The following is a 20,009-nucleotide window of genomic DNA, read 5'->3' on the forward strand; positions in this document are numbered from 1 at the left end:
GTGTGGTCGACACTAAGCTTGCTCAGCGAGTTCATCCTTACCCGCTCTCTATGCTGAGAGACAGAGCAGAAGCTCTCTGAAGGCAAACGCTTATGTTCATCCAACAAAAAGCAGGAGATGTCCAACCGCCTGCTTTCTCGGTTTATTGTTTCCCTTAGCTGTTGGCTTAGTTTGTGAGATGGAATGACTTAAAGTATTGCCTAGTAGTTTGAGTTGCCAGCCTACAAACCCGCGAGACTGCCGACGATCCGGTTCATCATTAGCCCTACCCCAAGCTAAAGGAGAAGGTCAGCTTCAAACCGACCGTCAGGGGAATCACGATTGAATATGTCGACCACGGTATACGAGTATCATCTGCCGGAAATACGGCCAGAAACGGCTAAATCCCGTGACGGCATCGATTTTGAGTGTCGAAGATGGGGTACGAGGACCACACCGATATGAACGCCGCAATCAATATTGCGAATATGTCTATATCGTAGGGTTGATTCTTTAAATGATACTGCAGAAACAGCACGAGAGCCCAGTAGAAGGTATACCATTCGGGATCTCCTATCACAACGGAGGAGTTAATCGAGGCTACGAGTGATCACTTTCGGTAGTTTTCACGCACTCGCATAGAGCTCGCCCACTCGAGAAGCAGTTCAGTTCAATAGGCCGTGGTGAATCGCTAGCCGTAGCGTGATTTCACGGGTTCAGAGATCTCTTGATGTTGTGAACCACACACATCAAGGCAAGCTCACGAAATTCACCGTAGACTGAGAGGCTGCGCTCGGTCCGACGACCGGCGACTATTCCCCTCCAGCGGCCCGCCGTTACGACATGGCCACCGAGATGACCGCGTTCGTGATCGAATCGTACGGCGACCCCGACGTCTTCGAACGAACGACCCGCAAGGTCCCCGAGCCGGCTGCCGACGAACTCCGGGTCGACGTCGCCGCCTCCAGCCTCAATCCCGTCGACTACAAGATCCGTCAGGGCGAGATCCCCGACTTCACGCCCGAGTTCCCCGCGACGCTCCACTGCGACGTCTCCGGCGTCGTCGACGCCGTCGGTGAGGACGTCGAACAGTTCGAGCCGGGCGACGAGGTGTACGGGATGCCCGGCGGTGCGGGGCGGCAGGGCGCGCTTGCCGACTACGTCGTCGGGCACGCCGGCACGTTCGCTCGTGCGCCGGAGTCGATCCCGCTCGAGGACGCCGCGTCGCTCCCAGTCGTCGCACTCACCGCGTGGGAACTGCTCACCGACAAAGCGACGGTCAGCATCGACGACGACCTGCTCGTCTACGGCGCCAGCGGCGGCGTCGGCCACATCGGCGTCCAGCTCGGCAGATGGTTCGGCGCGGACGTGACGGCGACGGGCTCGACCGAGGAGAAGCGCGACTTCGCCGAGAAACTCGGTGCGGACCACACCGTCGACTACACGGCGACCGACGTCGAGGCGTACGTCGAAGAGTACGCCGACGGCGACGGCTTCGACGTGGTGTTCGACCCGGTCGGCGACGACCACCTTCAGACGGCGTTCGAGGCGGTCCGACCGTTCGGCGCCGTCGTCACAACGGAGTCGAGTTCGATCCAGGACATCTCGGCGCTGCACGCCAACTCGCTCGAACTCGGCGTCGTGCTCGTCATCCTGCCGGTGCTGCTCGGCGATCGACAGGCGCGCATCGGTGAGGAACTCGCCGACATCGCGTCGCTCGTCGACGACGGCGTCGTCGAGCCCCACGTCGACGAGCGGTTCGCCTTCGAAGACGTCGCGGACGCACACCGACTTGGCGAAGCGGGCGACTTCCGCGGGAAGATCCTGCTCGTCAACGAATAAGCGTCGTCGGCTCTGGTAAATCGCCAGACGGCGTTTGATTTCACTGTTTTACGGCTCGCTTGATGTTGTAGACCGCACACATCAAAACGATCTCACGAAATTCGCGGTACCACGCTCGGGCACGCACCGCGTGGCCGAGCGTCCGCTGGATCGTCGAGAAGACGGTCTCAGATAGTACCCTTTGGCTGTATAGAGATCCATCGATGCGCGCGTTATGCGCGCAGTCGATGGGTCGGAACTCACGATGATTAATCAACGGTTTCACACCCTCTTCGCGCAATTTATCGCGTGATTGCTGCCGTTCAATATGGATAGAGTGCTCTCAGCGCAGCGAGTCCATTTTCGAATCTAATCACACCTAAGTGCCCGACGACTCGAGGAGACCCCCCATTCGATATGGGCACTACGATATAATACCAAACGGGTGACCGATACTTTATCCGTTCGCTCCCTCCGGGGAGCCAGCTGGATCGCTTCGGCGAGCCGACCACTAATGGCTTGGTACCATAAGCCCTCGGCTCGTGAGTGTTGGTTATCGCCGAACCCCTTGATCCCACACGTCGTGATCAGCGTGAACAGCACGATCGAAGCTATCGTGCCCACCTAGGGACCCCGTGACGAGACCACCGTCGACACCGGCCACCAATCTCCGAAAACAAATTGTCCTAGAGATGCCTTACAGATTGCTGGTTGAGGTGTGAAATCCTCATCCTACACACCCGGAGGGGGTGTTGGCCATCCAAATGCAATCTTGGCCAGCGTAGGGGGGGTGTTGTCTCTATTATAGACGCGGGTCGGTATATTCGGTAAAAGTGTGGAATTTCAGCACTGGTTTACGCACATTTGAGTGGTGCGTAAAGAAGTGCGGAATCTATTTTTACGCGGCCATTACATACTTATCATGGTTGACGACTTCGCCTCTAGTGAGTATTTCAATGAGTTTGACATTGGTCAGTACCCAGACAAAACAGAAGAAATTCTGGTCGCACTGTGGCCAGAGGGTCCTCGCCGACATTGGCTGAAATTAAAAGAAATAGCAGATCAGACCAATCTATCAAAAGACCAAGTTCGATACCGAATGGATATGCTTGTAGACGATGGCCATGTGGAGTACAACGAACATTTGGAGGATAATGGAGTACACTATCAACTGTCAAAGGGTAGCATTCCAGCAATGCGACCAATTGTATTGAGTGTAGATTTGACTGGCGAGGTGCCAGAAGAGCCGACAAAGAAGGACTTTATGAAAGTTATTAATCATATCGAAAATCTCGAATCAGAGCTCAATGACTTGCGTGAAGAAACGAATGCCAAACTCGCCGGTCTCAAAAAAGATATCCAAGCCATCGAATCCCTGAACGGTGATGATTAATTTTTGTAAGTATCTCAGGTGAAAAGCGGATCGAGGAATAGTTACTCTCCTCCGCGCGGTTTGCAGTGCTCTCCTTGGCGACCGTGCTCTCTCCGCTGCGGCGCACTCTCTCACACGAAATTCTATTGCGTCGATGGATTGCCTTATTTTTGTAGCTACATCTATCGGCGACAGAGATCAGTTACCCACGGCGAGCGAGATCGACCAACCGGTCGACGTAATCATAGGCGGTCGATTTCGAGAGATCAAGATCGGCTATGACCTCTGGTGGCGACACTGGGCCCCAGTAACAGACGTAGACGCAGACGCGAGCGAGAGCCGGTTGGTTGAGGAGTTTCACGAGTGTTTCGAGGCCAGGTGCATTCTCGGCGAGGAACTCCGGCCTGAGCGTCTCCTCGTTCAAGAAGTCTCTCGGTGGCGTATGGGGGAACGAAGTGCCCCCGTCTGGGCGAAGTGACGTGTCGGTTGATCGTCCATGCCTACTAGTCCGAATTTCACGTACTTTAGATCTACCTCGAGTGAGCTGATAGAACCTCCTCACGACATGAGAAATATGTCGATATAACAAAACCGACCAATAGCTCTCTTACGTCCAATCTGACTCTAATCTTATTATTAATATTAAGATTAACTAGCTGTAACAGACAATTAATCCATTTTGCACGCACGCGGAACCGATCTTTTTCACCAAATCTGTTTTACCCCGGTATTGGAAGCTCTATCACTGAATTCCATTTTGCATGCACACAGATCTCCAATCCATCTCATCCATTTTGCACGCACACACAGAGAGTTGTCCAAGTCAATTACTTCGAATACAGATCGTTAGGATAGAGAACATTGAGTCTGTCAACATTGTCGAAATCTCGATCCATCGCGACAAGGTCTGCACCACTATCTCGAGCAACACCCGCTATGAGGACATCAACTGCATTGATTTGTGTACCCTGATCGAATAGCCGAGCGCGAATCCGAGCACCTTCTTGGGCTGCACTTCGACTGAATCCGATCACATCGATCCAATCGAGTGAGTCATCAATCGCTGCAATCGAATCTCCCTTCTTATCAGATCGTTCTGCCCCGGCATAGAGTTCCCACAATGCCAACGTTGGAACACCATACTCAGCATTTGGTCGCTCTTCGAGAAACGTCAGTGCGTGATCTCGACCCTGAAGGTAGTCAATGAGAAAGCTAGTGTCCAAACAAAGCATCTTGTCGCTCCTCGACCCCCTGGTCGAACTCGTCACTTGCTTTCTCAACCTGCTCTTCGAGATCAGTTTCAGCGAATGATCCAAATCCGCTTTTGAAATCAGGAGTCTCATCGTCTTCGTCGACGATCCACCAGACGACTGATCGAGCACCAACGCTTTTTCGCTCGATGATTCTCCGTTCGTGAAGGTCGACGAGTCGCTTTCGAACAGCACTCCGCCCAATTGGGAGCTCATCTGCGATCTCAGTGGCAGTCATCACCGGTGCCGATGCGCGTTCAAGAATTCCAAGAATGTCAGCATCTGTGACCGATGGTGAGTACCGTCCACCTCCATCCCGATCTGATTCAGACATACATGGAAATTCTCACTGTACTGTCTTAACTATTACTCTCGTAAGCTATGGCCATATATATCCAAGACACACGAAACGAACGGAGTGGTATTCTCCTACCCAAAGTCGTCGATTAGACCGGTGTTCGACAGAGGATAAACTTAACCGGCTCTGTTGAAATCCTATTCTTCAGACATTTTCACACATGAAACAGCCGGTCGCTGAAGGGTGTGAATCTATCCGTTCAAAAATAGACCACGACGAACCAGCAAGAATACGATTGCTACCAGCGGTATTGCGATATAGACTACCGGGACTAACCCAAAAGTAAAACTGTCAAATGTCGCTCGAATTAGCGTAAATACCGCAACTACGAGCGTCCCATACCAACCGATACGCCTCTGCTGATATATTCGAACTGCTAAGAAAATGAATATAGCCCCTGCGACAACCCATTGTAAGCCGGCAAGTACCTGATAGCTGCTTCCCGCTTCAATGGCCGGCCCTGAGAATGGAACCAGAAAGGCTAACCAAAACGAAATGACTGCGAACACCACTAATCCAGCTACAAAGCTGAGAATATCTACTGGTGGATGATTCCTGTCCTCATTTTTAAAAAGATCAGCAATGTTCCAGCTCATCTGGGTGAGGGTAGCAGTACAATCTTAGCGAACCCACTTAATTACCTGTATTGACCGTTCAGAGTGATCGGTCAATGTTGTGACTGAGACAAGCAATAGTGAGTTCACGGAACTGCTTCCACCATCGTCGGGAGCGAACAAACGCACCGTACTTCCGCTTGAGCGTTGAGTTGACCGCCTCGGATTGACTCCGCTGGCCGTAGAGATCAGCGTCTAAGCGCGCGTTCCATGCCTTGTGGAGCGATGTAAACTCACGATGCTTTATCAGTGGCCGAACCTCGTGTTGCCGGGCAAGTTGCCTGATCTTCTGGTCGTCGTAGCCCTTGTCACCGAGTAGAATGCCAATATCCTTGGGGTTGCGCTTGATCAACGACGGCGCAATCTGGCTATCGTGTTTTCGTGTTGTCGTCACGTGGAGATCGAGGATTGCGTTCACTTTCGTATCGACCAGCAACGTCACTTTGAGCTGCTGAATCGTGAGTTCGGCTCGTTTCGTGTAGTGTTTTGAGGCGTGACTGCGGTCGAATCCTGACGCATCAACTCCAACGACACCGCTCGTCGGAAGTAGCGTCGCTGAGAGAGTCAATATGGCACGCCAGACAGCCATATCAAGCCGGTTGAACGCCTTACAAAGCGTTGATGGCGTAGGAAGTTCAGCTAATCCGAGGGCGTGACGAATGCGTGGCATCTCGATCAGTTCGTCAAGCAGGCCACGATAGGTCGTGTTCTTCCGAACTTTGAGACACAGCAAAACAACGTGCTGGGGAAGTGTATAGCGATGTTTGGAGAACTTTGAGGAGTATCGAGAAACCGCTCGGCGTGCCAAATGGATCGCCTTCTCAGTAAACCGGAGAATCTGCGACTTCGGGAGGGCCTTCATCTCGTCGAATTACACGGCGAACATGTAACTCTCTGAGGATTTCAACAGAGCCAAACAGCACTATATCCAGCTTCGCTCAATTGGATAGTTTGACTCGGATTTCACTACGACCGTCTGATCGGGCAAACGGTTCGGTGGACTCTGGTTGCTGCTGTGTCCCTCGTTCTCTGGGCACCGATGAGTGCGGCTTACGTTCCGCGGAGAAGTGCCGCGGCGTAGGAACAGGTCTTCGAAGGACTCCTGAGCGAGGGACCTCAGGCGTGTAGAAATGGCGACGACACCGCGCCTTACCGAGATGGGTCTTCACTCCCAGTCTCCAACCGTTCACGACGCTTCTGGAACTCTTCTTCGTCGATCTCGCCTCGTGCGTAACGACGTTGGAGGGTTTCCATAGCGGAATCGTCACTCTCTGGAGGTGCATCGCCTCGACCCATTGCCCAGTAGAGGAAGCCGCCGACCAGCCCCAGCATCCCGAGTGCCCCGCCGACGAACGGCAGCCCACCGAACCATCCACCGTTCCGGCCGTGCATCATCCCTGGACCCATCATTCCGCCATCGGTACTCCCACTGCCGTCGACGTCCGAGCCGACGGCAACGGCGCCGTTCTGGACGATCGTTTCGCTGTCTGGGACCTCGCCGTCCGGGATCGGGCTGTCTTCAGCTGGACCGCCAGGGCTACCAACGACGATGCGACCGACCATGCCGACCGTCTTGTGAGGGATGCAGTAGTAGTCGTACGTTCCGGGCACCTCGAACGTGTGCTCGAAGCTCCCCTGCGAGATGGTCCCGCTGTCGAAGGCGGTGGCGTCGGCGGGAACGCGGTCCGGATAGGCCGTCGCCGAGTGAGCTCCGGCTGCTATCTCGAAGCGGACGGTCGTGCCAGGTTCGACGTGGAGCCCGATCGGGTCGAAGTAGTTGTTGCCCATCTTCACGACGGGCGTCTCCTGTGCGGCGACTGGTTGGGTGAATCCCGCACTCGCGACTGTGCCAGCACCGAGCGCTCCCAGGAACTGGCGTCTACTGTAGTCTGTCATTGTAGCTGGTTGGCTTCTGTTATCCACGGATGATGCTGGCGAGCCGGTTCGTGAGTCCGGGCGATTGCTGGCCGGCGCTCTCGATGGCAGCCTCCAATTCGTCCCGGTCGACGATGCCGATGAACTCGGCCGTCTGTTCCCCGTTTGCATACACGAGCGTCGTTGGCGTCTTTCGGACACCGTACTCCTCGGCCGTCTCCAGATCGGTCTGGATGTCGACCTCCCGGAACTCGACATCCGGATACGCATCTTCGATACCCTCGTTTTTCTCTCGCTGCGTTGCGCACGCTCCACAAGTCTCCTGTGTGAACAGGATAACTTCCGTCATAGTAGCTAGTATGGTCTTATGCTTTTAGCACACTTCTATTCACATCCGAAAGCTGTGAGGGTCACAGATTTCGGATTCCAAGGGGCCGGACGTGAGTAACGCCGGAGGTTGGTGGTCGGGCCGTCACTCCGAGCGTTCGAGCTTGTTCCGACGCGCCTCGAACTCTTCCTCGGTGAGATCTCCGCGGGCGTATGCCATACGCAGCTCCTCCATTGCGGGATTCCGCGACGACTGCGATGCCGTCACGCGACGGAAGACGAGATATCCGCCACCGAGCAGGAGGAGGAGGAAGACCAGCTGGACGAGCATCCCGACGAGTGGCCACCAGCCGCTGGTCGTCCCGTATCCACCCATCATTCCACCGTATCCCATCATCCCGCCGAATCCCATCCCCATCGTGAGCAAGGGGAGGACGATGATCGCCCCGAGGATGAGGAGGACGATGGTTGTGGTGTCGAGTTGGTTTGATGATGTCATGGTTCAGATCTCGGTCGATGATTCGAGTTCGTCCGCGACGCTGGCGAGAACGCGTTCGAACCGGTCGTGGACCTCGTTCGCGATCGAGTCGAGTGCCTCGTTGTCGGCGATGCCGACGAGCTGTTGTGGGTCGACGGCACTCACCATGACCTCGCCGCCGTCGGTTTCGTAGACAATGACGTTACACGGGAGGAGTGCGCCGAGTTCGATCTCTTCGTTCAGGCCCTCGTGTGCCAGCCCCGGGTTGCACGCACCGAGGATGCAGTACTGTCGAAACTCCTCGCCGAGTTTCTCCTCGAGCGTCGCTTGGACGTCGATGTCACAGAGGACGCCGAATCCTTCGTCTTTGAGCGCCGCAATCGTCGTGTCGACGACGTCGTCGAACTCACCGGTGACTGAAGTCTGTATTGTGTATTCCATGAAGTATCATACCCCGTCTACGGGGTTAACGGTTGGGTGCCGCAACGGCGGCCGTTGGGAATATGATGTATCGGCTGGAACAGCAGCTGCTCCAGTCATCCGGTGCGTTCGAGCTGTTCTCGCCGCCGATCGAATTCGTCATCCGAGAGCTCTCCGCGGGCGTAGCGCTCACGGAGAACCGACAGCGACTGCTCTTCGTTCCCACCGGAGCCTCGATTGAGGAGCGCATAGACAATGTAGAGCGGAACGGCGATGAGGAGCCCCATCCAGAGGAACCCCCAGAGCCCCATCGCTCCACCGAAGAGGCCCCAGCCGCCCCCCATCATGCCGCCGCCGTAGCTCCCACTACCGTGGGCAACAGCCGGTCCAGTCGCCGCAACTAGCAGCGGGACGGCGAGGATCGCGAGTCGCCGAGCAGTGCGTCCGATGTGAGTGGTGAGTTGCGTCATTATCTTGCGTTGGTGAGTTGTGGTGTTCGATTGGAGCGATCGAAACGGCCAGAGCCGTCAGCAGTGGCCCTGCCCGTACATCCCGCCGTTGTAGCCGTCGTCAGCCCCGTCGTGGTATTCCCCGTCAGCCATGTCCTGGGCCATCTCGTCGACGGTCACACCCATGTGCGACTCCATCCACTCGACGCTACCCGGGCCCATGTGTTCGGTCATCTGTGCCTCCATCCAAGTGGCCCATTCATCTGCGGTGGCATTGTCCGTAGGCGCGTCGTCAGCGGTCGTTGCGTTGTCGTGTGCGCTGACTGCTGGTGCGGCGAACGCGAGTCCGACAATCGCGAGCGCCACGAGCAGCCACCGGCCGAGTTTGAAGTTGGTCATTGTCTCTCTCCTCGGTTACTCGTAGGCCTGCTCGGGAGTTATCGACATGGGTGTGAATCCATACAGGAGAACGTTCGAGAACGTCTATAACATCTTCTAACCGTTTTGCTCGAGGGAGACCGTTCATACCTACGGAATTCGAGAGGGAGAGCGCCCGATAGATAGCGACTATTTTCCCGGTTGTTGCTGCCGAAGGTCATCACTCGGATACACACGATAGGTCCGACCCTGTCGTTCCCGATACAGCAGACCTCGCTCCTCGAGTGAACTCACGGTCTGGCTTACTTTACTCTTCGAGAACTCAGATCGATCCCGAAGTTCAATCTGCGTGATTCCGGGGGAGTTCAGGACGGGTTCGAGGACGCGTCGTTCATCATCCGGTAAGAGATCGAGAACGCGTGCTTGGGGGTCCGATTCAGGATTGATAGACGTCGCCGGTGCAGCGTCATCATCCATCGACGTAGCTGTTGCCGCCGATGTCTGTGCAGGATCGACAGGCGCCGTTGTGTCGGCCACTTCTGGATCGGTGAGTTCTCCCCGGACCACGTAATAGACGCCACCGATAACGCCAGCAACCAGCAGGGTTCCAACCACGTACCAGAGGGGGTCTGGGCCGTGCATCGTTCCCATAGATGAACCCATCATTGACCCCATCGATTGCTCGATAGCCCGACGCTGTTGATAGGCCCGCCAACTGAGTACCCCGCCGGCCAGGAGAACGAACCCGAGAAGCACACCGACGACAGTATCTGCTCGACGGCGATTCATATGACAGCCCCGAGTTGCGGGATTTGACTATTCATACCGTCTATTTGAGCGCAGTAGGTGTGACAATTGCGGATTGAAACTGTGATGATGAAGTGCTTCACAGCGGATGAACCACAGTACATCTATCAGTGATCGTGATCGTGGTTTGTTATCTGCGGGCTTTGATCAGCAAATTCCGTGGGCTCTTCCTCGAATGCCCGCTTACAGGTCTTCGAGCAAAAATAGTACGTCATCCCATCATTGGACGCACTCGGCCCCTCATCGTCGGTCCGCATGCCACACACCGGATCACGATACTGACCTGGTGCGCCGATTCCACGTCGGTAGACATACAGGAGGAACCCGGAGAGCGCGAAGGCGATAATATTGAGGTAGAACGTGTAGTTGAGCTCGAAGTACGTCTGTTCGGTCGCCGTCTCGCCACCGGCCAGATCTGGTACGATGCCGAGGGCGTCGAACAGCAACTCCATGAGGAAGCCAGTGAACGCCATCGTCACGAAGAAGACGCCAAGGATGTACAGCATGATCTTCCAGCCGTAGTACTTCCGGTAGACGTTCAGCACGGGCACGGTGATGAGGTCGGCGTAGACGAACGCGATGATCCCGGCGAAGCTGACGCCACCGCCCCACAGCGCGACGGCGAACGGGACGTTGCCCATACTGCCGACGAAACTGAGGACGGCGATGATGACGCCCATGACGGCGTTCTCGGCAGTCACGAGCAGGCCGTCGCCCTGAATGAACAGCGTGTTCCACACCCACTGCGGGACGAAGACGATGACGAACCCAGAAATAAGGAAGCCGGCGACGATGTCTTTCCAGATCATCGACCACTCCTTGCGGTACTGATTCCCGACCTTGTACCAGCCACCCCACGACAGCAACTCGTCACGCCACCCGCCGCTACTCGACGTCTCCTGGCGATAGGTCTCCATACAGCCCTCCGAGCAGAATTTGAGCGTCTCACCGCCGTCGGTCGTGAGCGTGTACTCGTCTTTCCCCTCCATCCCGCAGGTGGGATCTTCCGTGACGCCCGCCTGGCGGTCGCGCTCGTTGAGCTTCTCGCGGACTTCGTTAAACAGGTTTTCGGGAAGCGTAAGGTGGACGATGGCGGCCATGACGGCGATGAGAATCAGGCCGCCGAGCAGTTCCGCGACGAGGAACTCCCAGCCAAGCAGGATGAGAATCATCAGCCCTAGTTCGACGATGAGGTTCGTCGACGCGAACATGAACGCGAGGAAGTTCACCGCGTGCGCCCCCTTCTTGAACAGGCCCTTCCCGATGGCGACGGCGCCGAAGCTACAGCCACTGCTTGCTGCTCCGAACACAGTCGCCTTGGTAAGTCCAGTTAGATCGCCCTCACCCAGCACCTGTGCCATCCGCTCCTTCGAGACGTAGACCTGGACCAGACTCGTAATCGTGAGGCCCATGATGATCGCCCACGCCGCCGTCCAGAGAAATCCGACACCGATACGAAGGGATTCAAGAACTCCGTCGATTATCGTCGCCTGCATAGGTGTATCATTGTAGGGATCATCTATTGCGGTTTTGATTAGAATATACTGCCTATGAGGGTATCAGTACTATGGCATCGTAACCGTCGGCCATAGATGATCTATCGTGAAGAGGGGAAAACATTGCAAACCTCCACAAGCTCCACGGAATCCGACTTCAGATTCAAAAGGGGAATCTGATTAAATCACGCCGACGTATTAGAGGCTAATGGGACCAGTAGAGACCGATGATATCCCAAATGAGGGGAACACCACCTGGAAGAACAGCCTTCGCCGGCCTGCTCGGTTGTCCAGTACGGTAACTGTCACATCCACTTCCTAATTTACGATGGCTGTCGATCTGGCAATCCATGATGCACTCGTTCTCACAGCCGACGAGCGGAACCGCCTGTACGAGCGCGGCACAGTATGCATCACCGATGGCTGTATCGAAGAAGTCCGACCATCACGTGCAGGAGACGGAGAATTAGAAGCGTCCACCGTTATCGACGGGAACGGGAAACTGGTGATGCCGGGGTTGGTTAACGCCCACACGCACTTGGAGATGACACCGCTCATCGGTGCGTTTAGCGAACTCGAGCTGACGGAGATGCTTGGGAGTGGGACGGCCTTGTTTAACAGATTAGGGAACGGCGAATTCGAGTACCTCGTCGAGGCAGGCGTCGAGCTCGCAGCGCTCAATTTCCTCTTGGGCGGTGTCACGACCGTGAACTCGATGGACGCACGGCCTGCCGCAGGTGCAGAGGCGTTCGGGGAAGCAGGGCTCCGCGGATTTTTCGGCCCGGCGATCTCGGACCTCTTCTGGGACCAACCAGTCGATCAGCAGTTCTCCCGTGCTCGCGAGTTCGTCGAAACGTACCACGACACGTACGAGGGCCGAATCAGGGCGACGATCTGCCCGCACGACGACTGGTCGTGTACCAGGCAGCTGTGGGAACGGACCGCGTCCCTCGCCGCAGAGTACCCGGACCTGCTCGTCCACACGCACTTGCTCGAACTCGAGGAGAGTAACACGATGGCACGAGCGAACGGTGGCGAGGACTCGGTGGGATTGCTCGACGACGTTGGACTCCTGGACGACCGACTGGTCGCTGCTCACTTCCGCCTCGCCGACGAAGAGGACATCCAGCGAACCGCCGAGGCGGACGCGGCTGTTGCGCACTGCCCGTCCGTCTTCTGTTACTGGAATCCGGACGGGGAGACGCAGTGGACGCCCGTTCCCGAGCTTCGAGCCGCCGGCGTCGACGTCGGAGTAGGGATTGACGACCACTACTGGCACGACTCGTACAGCATGTTCGGTGAAGCGCGGCAAGCTCGGCTGGCGGCAAATCTCAAGCGTTCAGCCGGGCAGTTCGACTCGATGGAACTGATACGAATGCTCACTATTGAAGGCGCACGCGCGCTGGGGATGGGCGACGAGATCGGCAGTATTGAAGCGGGAAAGCGCGCGGATATTATCCTCCTCGACGTCGACAAACCGAAGTTCACGCCACGGACCAATATTCCTGCACAGGTCGTGAACAACGCGGTGCCGGCCGACGTCGAGACAGTGATCGTTGACGGCGACGTCGTCCTCCGGAATGGTGTGCCCGAGACAATGGACTCGGACGACGTGCGACAGCGAGTAAATCAGGCTGTCGAACGCTTCATGGACGAGACAGGCTGGGAGTTAGACATTGGTGGTAGTGAACCGCCGACCAGCATCGAGACTGTACGGGACCTCCCAAAGCGTGGCCCTGCGCGACTCCTGACTCGCCTCGCGATGCAATCCGCGCGTGATCGGTTCTCCTTCTAAGACCCTGCCAGCGTAGGGGTGGTTCCCCCTCAGGAATTTCTGTGGGCGCGAACGAACGCACGTCGCAGGACGGTCAGAAGAACGTACGTCTCGTACTTCTGGGTCTGGCAGTGCTCGCAGGGCTGCATATCCTCGACGATCTCCTCAATAGCGTCGTCGTACTCGTCGGTGAGCGTAGTGAGCGCGTCCGTGATCTGGGGCTGGGCAGCGTCGATCATCTCCTCGACGGCGGCGTCGGCCGAATCTGGTAGTGAGTACGAGAGGACGATCGTGTTCGCGTGGTAGTACTTCGTCGTCCCACCACGCCCCTCCTCGAAGCGAACGACGTCGACGAGGCCCGCATCCCGGAGCTCGTTGATGTGATGGCGGACCGTGTTCTCCGTCCGGTCGATGCCGCGATCGTCGAGGCGTTCGTGGACCTCGGTCGCAGTTAGGGCTTCCTCGGACAGAATGTCGAGGACCATCGCCCGCATCGGCTCGTCGATGGCGTCCGAAATCCGAGTGTCTCGCACCGCGATGTCGTCGAGACGGTGGTCGGTATCGGAATCACTCATACGAGAACTGAGCGCGAGCACGCGGGAAAAGGTAGCGGGGCAGGAGTCGGGTAGGTGTCTGTCGAGGTATCCAGTACAGGATGGACCCGCGATAGCGAAAGCCCTAGACGACCCGTTTGACTGTTCCAACGACCCGTATCCGAATTCAAACATATCATCTAAAAAATACTTATTGAGGTACGGGCACTATCTCAAACTGTAATGAGCGACACAACCCAATTCCGCGTCCTCGACTTCGACTGCCCGACCTGCGCGAGTACCGTCGAACGCGCCCTGTCGAACGTCGACGGCGTCCAGCACGTCGAAGTCCACTACGCGACCGGCCGCGTCGAGATCGAGTACGACGACAGCGTCACTGACCCCGACGCCTTCGCAGAGACCATCGAAAACCAGGGGTACACTCCCCAGCCCGCCTAACACTATGAACAAACAATCGATCACGCAGTACTACCGGAACCACCGGAAGGCCATCGTCACGGCGACAAGCGGCCTGCTGTACGGCGGTGGCTGGAGTCTCGGCTACCTCACGAGTTTCGAGATGGCAAGCGCCGCCATCCTCGTCCTCGCGACGGTCGTGGGTGGCTACGACATCGCCAAGACCGCTTACCACGAGGTCACCAACCGGACGCTCGGCATCAAGACGCTGGTGACGCTGGCCGCCATCGGTGCTATCGTCATCGGGGAGTACTGGGAAGCCGCCGCCGTCGTCTTCCTGTTCAGCCTTGGCAGCTACCTCGAAGGCCGGACGATGCGGAAGACCCGGACGGCACTTCAGGAGCTACTGGAGATGACGCCCGACACGGCGACCGTCCGTCGCGACGGGACACTCCAAAAGGTCTCCGCCCGCGATGTCGAAGAGGGCGAAGTCGTCGTCGTAAAGCCGGGCGGGAAGATCCCGGTCGACGGAACCGTCGTCGACGGCGAGAGCGCAGTCAACCAGGCGCCGGTCACCGGCGAGAGCGCGCCCGTCCACAAGGCCGACAGCGACGAGGTGTACGCCGGGACGGTCAACCAGGAGGGCGCGCTAGAAATCCGGACGACGGGAGCGGGATCGGATACGACTCTCGAACGGATCATCCGTCGCGTCGAGGAGGCCCAGGAGGCTCAGTCGCCCACGGAGAGTCTCATCGACCGGTTCGCGAAGTACTACACGCCGGCCGTCATTGCCCTGGCTATCGGCGCGTACGCGGTCACGCAGAACGCGATCCTGTCGCTGACGCTGCTGGTCATCGGCTGTCCGGGCGCGCTGGTCATCGGGCCACCGGTCAGCATCGTCTCGGCCATCGGTAACGCCGCCCGGTCGGGCGTGCTGATGAAGGGCGGCGAACACCTCGAACGCGCCGGCAAGATCGATCTCGTCGCCTTCGACAAGACGGGGACGCTCACGAAGGGCGAGACCACCGTCTCCGGTATCGAGGGGTTCGGCGTCGCCGCCGCCGACGTCCTCTCGCTCGCAGCGACCGCCGAGAAGAAGAGCGAACACCACCTCGCGGACGCCATCGTCGACATGGCCCGCGAACGCCAGACGGCTGCGACGGACGGTGGAGCGACGGTCGCCCAAGCGGACGATACGGACGTGGGGCGCAGGTCGGTCCCCGATCCCGACGACTTCGACGTGGTCGCCGGCAAGGGCGTCATCGCCCATGCCGATGGCCAGGAAGTCGTCGTCGGCAACCGCGCGCTGCTGGACGACCGCGACGTCGATGTCCCCGATCGGGTCGCCGACTACGTCCGCGAGCGTGAGGGGCGCGGCGAGACAGTCGTCCACGTCGTTCGGGACGGGGACATCATCGGCGCGATTGCGATGCGGGACGAGCTCCGGGAGGCCGCTCCTGGGGTCGTCGCGGCGCTCCAAGACGCTGGCATCGAGACGGTGATGCTCACCGGCGACAACGAGCGGACGGCCGCTGCCGTTGCCGAGGAGGTCGGTATCGACGAGTACCGTGCCGAACTCCTCCCCGAGGACAAGCAGTCCGTCATCGAGGGCTACCAGGCCGACGGCCACGTCGTCGCGATGGTCGGCGACGGCATCAACGACGCGCCATCGCTGGCCACTGCCGATGTCGGCATCGCGATGGGTGCTGCGGGAACGGACACCGCTATCGAAACGGCTGACATGGCGTTGATGGCCGACGACCTCGAACGCATCCCGTACGCGGTCAAACTCAGCAAGGCGACGCGCTGGAACGTCCTCGAGAACGTCGGGCTCGCGGTGCTGACCGTGACCGTCCTCCTCGCGGGCGTGCTCACCAGCTACGTCACCCTCGCGTCGGGAATGCTGGTCCACGAGGCCAGCGTCCTCCTCGTCATCCTCAACGGGATGCGACTGCTCCGCTACTGACCACGAGACACGATCACAACCACAACTCATGACATCGAATTCGACTGCGACTGACACGACCCAGACGAGAACCAATTGGCAGGTCGACTACGACGCCGACCCGATCGAAATCCGCGACCCCGTCGCGGAGGCCCTCGGCGTCCTCGAACCGGGCGAGCCGTTCGTCGTCACCTACCGGGACGCGGTGAAAGAGGCAGGACACTCCTGTCCGACTGCCTCGGGCGCCTACCGGATCGTCCAGCTCGGGCTCGACGCCCTGTATCCCGACGACTATCCAGTCCGGAGCGAAATCGAGGTCCAGACGGCCGGCCCGCAGGAGGATGCTGCGTACGGCGTGATGAGCCGTATCATCTCGTACGTGACTGGCGCGACCGGCGATGACGGATTCAGCGGGCTCGCCGGCGGCTATGGCGGCCGCCGCGACCTCCTGTGCTTCGACGGGTTCGACCCGGACACGGCGGACCCGACGTTCCGGTTCCGGCGAACCGACACGGACGAGACCGTCGAAGTGGCCTACCACGTCAGCGACGTTCCTAGCGGTGGACCCGCAATCGGGAACCTCCAGAGGATTCTCGACGGATCGGCAAGCGACCAGCAACGGGAGGCCTTCGCTGACGCTTGGCACCGCCGCGTGCAGGCTGTTCTCAGAGACGCCACCCTATTCTCCGTCGAAGGGGTATGAACGCGGCGGTGTACCCCTCACACTCGTAATGAGAGTTACCGCGATATACTGTTGGGCTCCTTGGGTACCTTGGTAGCGCCATCACCTAACTCGCCGACATCGATATGAGAGTACCCCACGCAAACCATCCCCTCAGAGTTGTCCAAGTATCGAGCTACAACCGCCAACCCAAATACTCAAACAAGAATCTCGCCCATCCCGCGTCAACTGCCATATGGAGCAAGGTAATCGTGTTTCCAATGGTCGATATCGATCTCCACAGCCTCTGAAGTCGTTGGAGAACCGACCGTGACCCATCAGTCATAATCTGCGGCAACGTCTACGGACACATCTATGCCGTTGTATGAGTCGTCGGAGCGCCCTGTCGGTGCCGTCGATATTGACGGGGTACAAGAGGTCAACTATGATTTATTTCCAGTTCATTTCGAACTGATTCGAAGGCACGCATCAAATATATCCTCCGAGGTTGTGTGTTGTCTGTAGATGGTCGATATTGTCCCTGAACGAGTTAGCTACCGGGGCTCCGAAATCGTTCGGTACGGGACTTAGTAGCCGATTTTATCGATCTTTCCAGCATCGCTTGCAGCCAACATGAGAAGCACTTCCAGTTTGGTTTCGCCCTGCGTGGTCACCCGGATTCTTCGTCCGTGATCACCCACCACCCGTCTTCTTCGGTAAGCGTAATCGTCGTCATGGTGAAGAAGAAACACTTGACTGATTAGTAACATCGGATCATCTCCCGCAGAAACTATTTATCGGCCAACCTCCACATTCAACGCAGATGCTCGTGACAGCGTCGGTCGCATTCTAACCGAGAACCCAGTCACACAGCGTGGCTGATGGTTCTCGGTTAGATACCAATGACCGAGAATACTGACGAGACCCAGCCCGAAACGCCCGATAGAGAGAGTAGTAACTTCGTCCCGCTCTTCGGAGACGACGAGCCCGTTCAGGACCGATCGCCGTTATACACGGTTCCTCGCCCACCGTGCGATGCGTGTGACTCTAATCACCACGACGGTCTCCATGACGTGTGCCTTGCTGACGACGAGTACGAGGTTTGCGAGGATTGCTTAGTGCTCCTGAAGGACGAAATTGACCGTTACTACTGGTGGGATCGACTCAGCGAAGCACACTACGATCGCGCTGCTGAGTACCTCCGCTCGCTCGATGAGGTATGGTGCGTGAAAGACAACGCGTACGCTGGCGGGGAGATGTGGGTTCACACGCCGTTTTGCGATGCAGCTGTCGTCAATGACGTGTGTGAGCATTTCGGGTTCCGCATCCGCTGGTTCAGCGTTGTCTCTCCCGGTGATGACGGGTTCGACTGCGTTCACGACCACGGGTCGTGCATCGAGATTAATCTTGACTACACGAATCGAGTCAGAGATCCGATGCCGTTAGAATGCGACATCATCGACGACGTAACGTACCATGATGTGGAGTGGCTGAAAGACCATCATAGGTTGTTCGGCCAGGGCGATTGAACACTCTGGTCCGTAGTTTGTAAACTAAAATGTAGGAACGTTTTTATGTGTTCGGACAAAATAGTTTACAAAGATGCTCTCGAAGGCTGGTCTTGAAATTCTTGATGTGTTGTGTTCTGGGCGTAAAGCGACCGCGCAGGAGCTTGCAGTAGAAACCGGGCACAGTCGGAAGCAAGTCTACCGCGTCGTTGACGATTTACTCGAAGCAGGTTTGATAGACGAGTCCCGGCGTCATCATAACCAACGCGTCGTGCGTGCAACTGATGATCCGGTGGTCGAAGCGTACCGTTATCTTATATCGAAAATCGGCCACGTGGACTGGCCAGAACTCCTCTCACCCGCAACGATTCGCGTCTGCTGGTATCTCGATGAACCCCGCCGCATCACGACGATCGCTGACCGGTTAGGCATCACGCGACAGGCCGCTCACAAAGCCTTGTCACCACTAAAGAACCGGGCGATGTTAGCCCCGTCTGGTCCAGACTACGCACTTGCCGACGATCTACAGCCGCTACTCGCCTTCGTTCAAAAAGTCGTCACGCAGGAACACCGAACACGGGTTCGAAACATTGCTCCAAGTGCGACCATAGAGTGGTGCGACCCGAAACGCGCCCTTGTCCACGTGCAAGAACCCGGAGACACGGATGCACTCCAACACGCTCCCGACTGGGACGTGACCGGGTTGGCGAAGTTCCAAGCGTATGGCCTGCGATTCTTCCTCGCAGGCGAACCAGCGTTCTGGTATGCGCCAGATGACCCACTCACACCGGCGGACATCGTCTGCCACACGCTTGTACTTGAAGCGGACTCGCGGAACGTGAGTTACGCGATGCTTCTCATTGAACAAGAGCAGATCAACGAAGACGAGTTAATCGAGACTGCGGTGTGGTATGGGATAGAACCAATGATTGCTCGCCTGTACCGTCTCATCGAGGAGGATTCCGAGACCACCGATGACGCGGGAATCAGTCTGCCAAGTGCCCGGGAGTACGCGACGTTGAAAGAACAGTACGGAGTCGCCTAAATGACTGTATTCAGTGGCGGAGAGGCCATCAGGGGATTCCTCGCTGAGTTTGACGGATGGCTTTCAGAATCGGTTGACGTGTTCTTGTTAGGCGGGTCAGCAATGACGGTTCAAGGACTCAAAGACCAGACTGAAGACATCGATTTAGCCCTCGCCGTGACCACCGAATTCGAGCACGTCTACCAAGCGCTTCAACAGAAGGGATTCGAGGTGACAGGCGAACCCACTGAGTCATTCGATGGTGTCGGGAAAACAGTCGAACTGCGCCAGCCTGACCGAGGGTTCCGAATCGATCTGTTTGAACGGCAAATCGTTGGGAAGGTGTGGATCACGACTCGGATGCATGACCGAGCAGACGAGTTCTGGACTGGCGAACACGTGACTGCATACGTACTCTCTGACGAGGACATGTTCTTGCTGAAAGCTGTCTCGGGTGGAGACTTGGGAAGCGGAAGACGACGAGATATCGAAGACATGCGAGTGTACGCGCAACGCGGACTAA

Annotated in this window: 21 protein-coding genes and 4 pseudogenes; 9 read left to right on the top strand and 16 right to left on the bottom strand. The window is 57.4% G+C overall.

Annotation, left to right across the window (positions count from 1 at the left end; translation table 11 throughout):
* Nucleotides 1-822: 822 nt before the first annotated feature.
* Nucleotides 823-1,821 carry a zinc-binding dehydrogenase gene (locus NO877_RS17655; RefSeq protein WP_256397671.1) on the top strand — a complete coding sequence of 333 codons (999 nt, stop codon included), beginning with the start codon at nt 823-825 and terminating at the stop codon, nt 1,819-1,821.
* A 40-nt stretch (nt 1,822-1,861) separates the two neighbouring features.
* Here the strand turns inward: NO877_RS17655 and NO877_RS17660 are convergent.
* Nucleotides 1,862-2,110, bottom strand: a pseudogene (locus NO877_RS17660) (transposase); the annotation flags it as partial.
* A 612-nt stretch (nt 2,111-2,722) separates the two neighbouring features.
* Here NO877_RS17660 and NO877_RS17665 point away from each other — a divergent pair.
* Nucleotides 2,723-3,193: a hypothetical protein gene (locus NO877_RS17665; RefSeq protein WP_256397672.1), complete on the top strand. Its 471-nt coding sequence runs from the start codon at nt 2,723-2,725 to the stop codon at nt 3,191-3,193.
* A gap of 196 nt (nt 3,194-3,389) precedes the next feature.
* Here NO877_RS17665 and NO877_RS17670 read toward each other — a convergent pair.
* From NO877_RS17670 to NO877_RS17730, 13 genes and pseudogenes are all read right to left on the bottom strand, one after another.
* Nucleotides 3,390-3,686, bottom strand: a pseudogene (locus tag NO877_RS17670) (DUF7437 domain-containing protein); the annotation flags it as partial.
* Nucleotides 3,687-3,999: 313 nt separating this feature from the next.
* A complete protein-coding gene (locus NO877_RS17675) occupies nt 4,000-4,395 on the bottom strand; it encodes a PIN domain-containing protein (protein ID WP_256397674.1) in 396 nt (131 codons plus the stop codon).
* The gene (locus NO877_RS17680) at nt 4,385-4,756 is read right to left on the bottom strand and encodes a helix-turn-helix domain-containing protein (RefSeq protein WP_256397675.1); all 372 of its coding nucleotides are present in this window, start codon (nt 4,754-4,756) and stop codon (nt 4,385-4,387) included. Before NO877_RS17680 ends, NO877_RS17675 begins: the two co-directional genes overlap by 11 nt.
* A gap of 215 nt (nt 4,757-4,971) precedes the next feature.
* Nucleotides 4,972-5,376: a hypothetical protein gene (locus NO877_RS17685; RefSeq protein WP_256397676.1), complete on the bottom strand. Its 405-nt coding sequence runs from the start codon at nt 5,374-5,376 to the stop codon at nt 4,972-4,974.
* A 58-nt stretch (nt 5,377-5,434) separates the two neighbouring features.
* Entirely contained in the window at nt 5,435-6,256 is an 822-nt protein-coding gene (locus NO877_RS17690) for an IS5 family transposase (RefSeq protein WP_256397677.1), read from the bottom strand.
* Between the two features lie 287 nt (nt 6,257-6,543).
* Complete coding sequence (locus NO877_RS17695; protein ID WP_004594613.1) at nt 6,544-7,290, bottom strand: plastocyanin/azurin family copper-binding protein; 747 nt, start codon at nt 7,288-7,290, stop codon at nt 6,544-6,546.
* Nucleotides 7,291-7,309: 19 nt separating this feature from the next.
* Nucleotides 7,310-7,618, bottom strand: a complete 309-nt coding sequence (locus NO877_RS17700) for a thioredoxin family protein (protein ID WP_004594614.1) — start codon at nt 7,616-7,618, stop codon at nt 7,310-7,312.
* Nucleotides 7,619-7,741: 123 nt separating this feature from the next.
* Nucleotides 7,742-8,095: an SHOCT domain-containing protein gene (locus tag NO877_RS17705; RefSeq protein ID WP_004594615.1), complete on the bottom strand. Its 354-nt coding sequence runs from the start codon at nt 8,093-8,095 to the stop codon at nt 7,742-7,744.
* Nucleotides 8,096-8,098: 3 nt separating this feature from the next.
* Entirely contained in the window at nt 8,099-8,515 is a 417-nt protein-coding gene (locus NO877_RS17710; RefSeq protein ID WP_004594616.1) for a DUF302 domain-containing protein, read from the bottom strand.
* A 95-nt stretch (nt 8,516-8,610) separates the two neighbouring features.
* Nucleotides 8,611-8,964 (bottom strand): SHOCT domain-containing protein, encoded by a 354-nt coding sequence (locus NO877_RS17715; protein WP_004594617.1) that lies wholly within the window; start codon nt 8,962-8,964, stop codon nt 8,611-8,613.
* A gap of 57 nt (nt 8,965-9,021) precedes the next feature.
* Nucleotides 9,022-9,342, bottom strand: a complete 321-nt coding sequence (locus NO877_RS17720; protein ID WP_004594618.1) for a hypothetical protein — start codon at nt 9,340-9,342, stop codon at nt 9,022-9,024.
* A 168-nt stretch (nt 9,343-9,510) separates the two neighbouring features.
* Nucleotides 9,511-10,110, bottom strand: coding sequence for a helix-turn-helix transcriptional regulator (locus NO877_RS17725; RefSeq protein ID WP_011222408.1), 600 nt, complete (start codon nt 10,108-10,110; stop codon nt 9,511-9,513).
* A gap of 125 nt (nt 10,111-10,235) precedes the next feature.
* Nucleotides 10,236-11,624 carry a permease gene (locus NO877_RS17730; protein ID WP_049986199.1) on the bottom strand — a complete coding sequence of 463 codons (1,389 nt, stop codon included), beginning with the start codon at nt 11,622-11,624 and terminating at the stop codon, nt 10,236-10,238.
* 328 nt (nt 11,625-11,952) lie between these two features.
* Between NO877_RS17730 and NO877_RS17735 the strand changes: the two genes are divergently transcribed.
* Nucleotides 11,953-13,419 carry an amidohydrolase family protein gene (locus tag NO877_RS17735; protein WP_050051507.1) on the top strand — a complete coding sequence of 489 codons (1,467 nt, stop codon included), beginning with the start codon at nt 11,953-11,955 and terminating at the stop codon, nt 13,417-13,419.
* 29 nt (nt 13,420-13,448) lie between these two features.
* Here the strand turns inward: NO877_RS17735 and NO877_RS17740 are convergent, their stop codons facing one another.
* Complete coding sequence (locus NO877_RS17740; protein WP_004048660.1) at nt 13,449-13,973, bottom strand: ArsR/SmtB family transcription factor; 525 nt, start codon at nt 13,971-13,973, stop codon at nt 13,449-13,451.
* Nucleotides 13,974-14,174: 201 nt separating this feature from the next.
* Here NO877_RS17740 and NO877_RS17745 point away from each other — a divergent pair, with 201 nt between their 5' ends.
* From NO877_RS17745 to NO877_RS17755, 3 genes are read left to right on the top strand one after another with little or no spacing between them, the layout of a single operon-like run.
* A complete protein-coding gene (locus NO877_RS17745) occupies nt 14,175-14,390 on the top strand; it encodes a heavy-metal-associated domain-containing protein (RefSeq protein WP_004048661.1) in 216 nt (71 codons plus the stop codon).
* A gap of 4 nt (nt 14,391-14,394) precedes the next feature.
* Nucleotides 14,395-16,314, top strand: coding sequence for a heavy metal translocating P-type ATPase (locus NO877_RS17750; RefSeq protein WP_004594624.1), 1,920 nt, complete (start codon nt 14,395-14,397; stop codon nt 16,312-16,314).
* Nucleotides 16,315-16,342: 28 nt separating this feature from the next.
* Nucleotides 16,343-16,996, top strand: a complete 654-nt coding sequence (locus NO877_RS17755; protein WP_092817283.1) for a hypothetical protein — start codon at nt 16,343-16,345, stop codon at nt 16,994-16,996.
* A gap of 35 nt (nt 16,997-17,031) precedes the next feature.
* Here NO877_RS17755 and NO877_RS17760 read toward each other — a convergent pair.
* Nucleotides 17,032-17,309: pseudogene (locus NO877_RS17760) on the bottom strand (site-specific integrase); the annotation flags it as partial.
* A 547-nt stretch (nt 17,310-17,856) separates the two neighbouring features.
* Between NO877_RS17760 and NO877_RS17765 the strand changes: the two are divergent.
* The 3 genes and pseudogenes from NO877_RS17765 to NO877_RS17775 all read left to right on the top strand — a co-directional run.
* Nucleotides 17,857-18,483 (top strand): hypothetical protein, encoded by a 627-nt coding sequence (locus tag NO877_RS17765; protein ID WP_256397678.1) that lies wholly within the window; start codon nt 17,857-17,859, stop codon nt 18,481-18,483.
* Nucleotides 18,484-18,556: 73 nt separating this feature from the next.
* A complete protein-coding gene (locus tag NO877_RS17770; RefSeq protein WP_256397679.1) occupies nt 18,557-19,507 on the top strand; it encodes an ArsR family transcriptional regulator in 951 nt (316 codons plus the stop codon).
* Nucleotides 19,508-20,009, top strand: a pseudogene (locus NO877_RS17775) (hypothetical protein); the annotation flags it as partial. It lies immediately after the preceding gene.

Origin of the sequence: Halohasta litorea, from assembly GCF_024494645.1 — an archaeon.
GTDB classification, from domain to species: Archaea; Halobacteriota; Halobacteria; order Halobacteriales; family Haloferacaceae; genus Halohasta; species Halohasta litorea.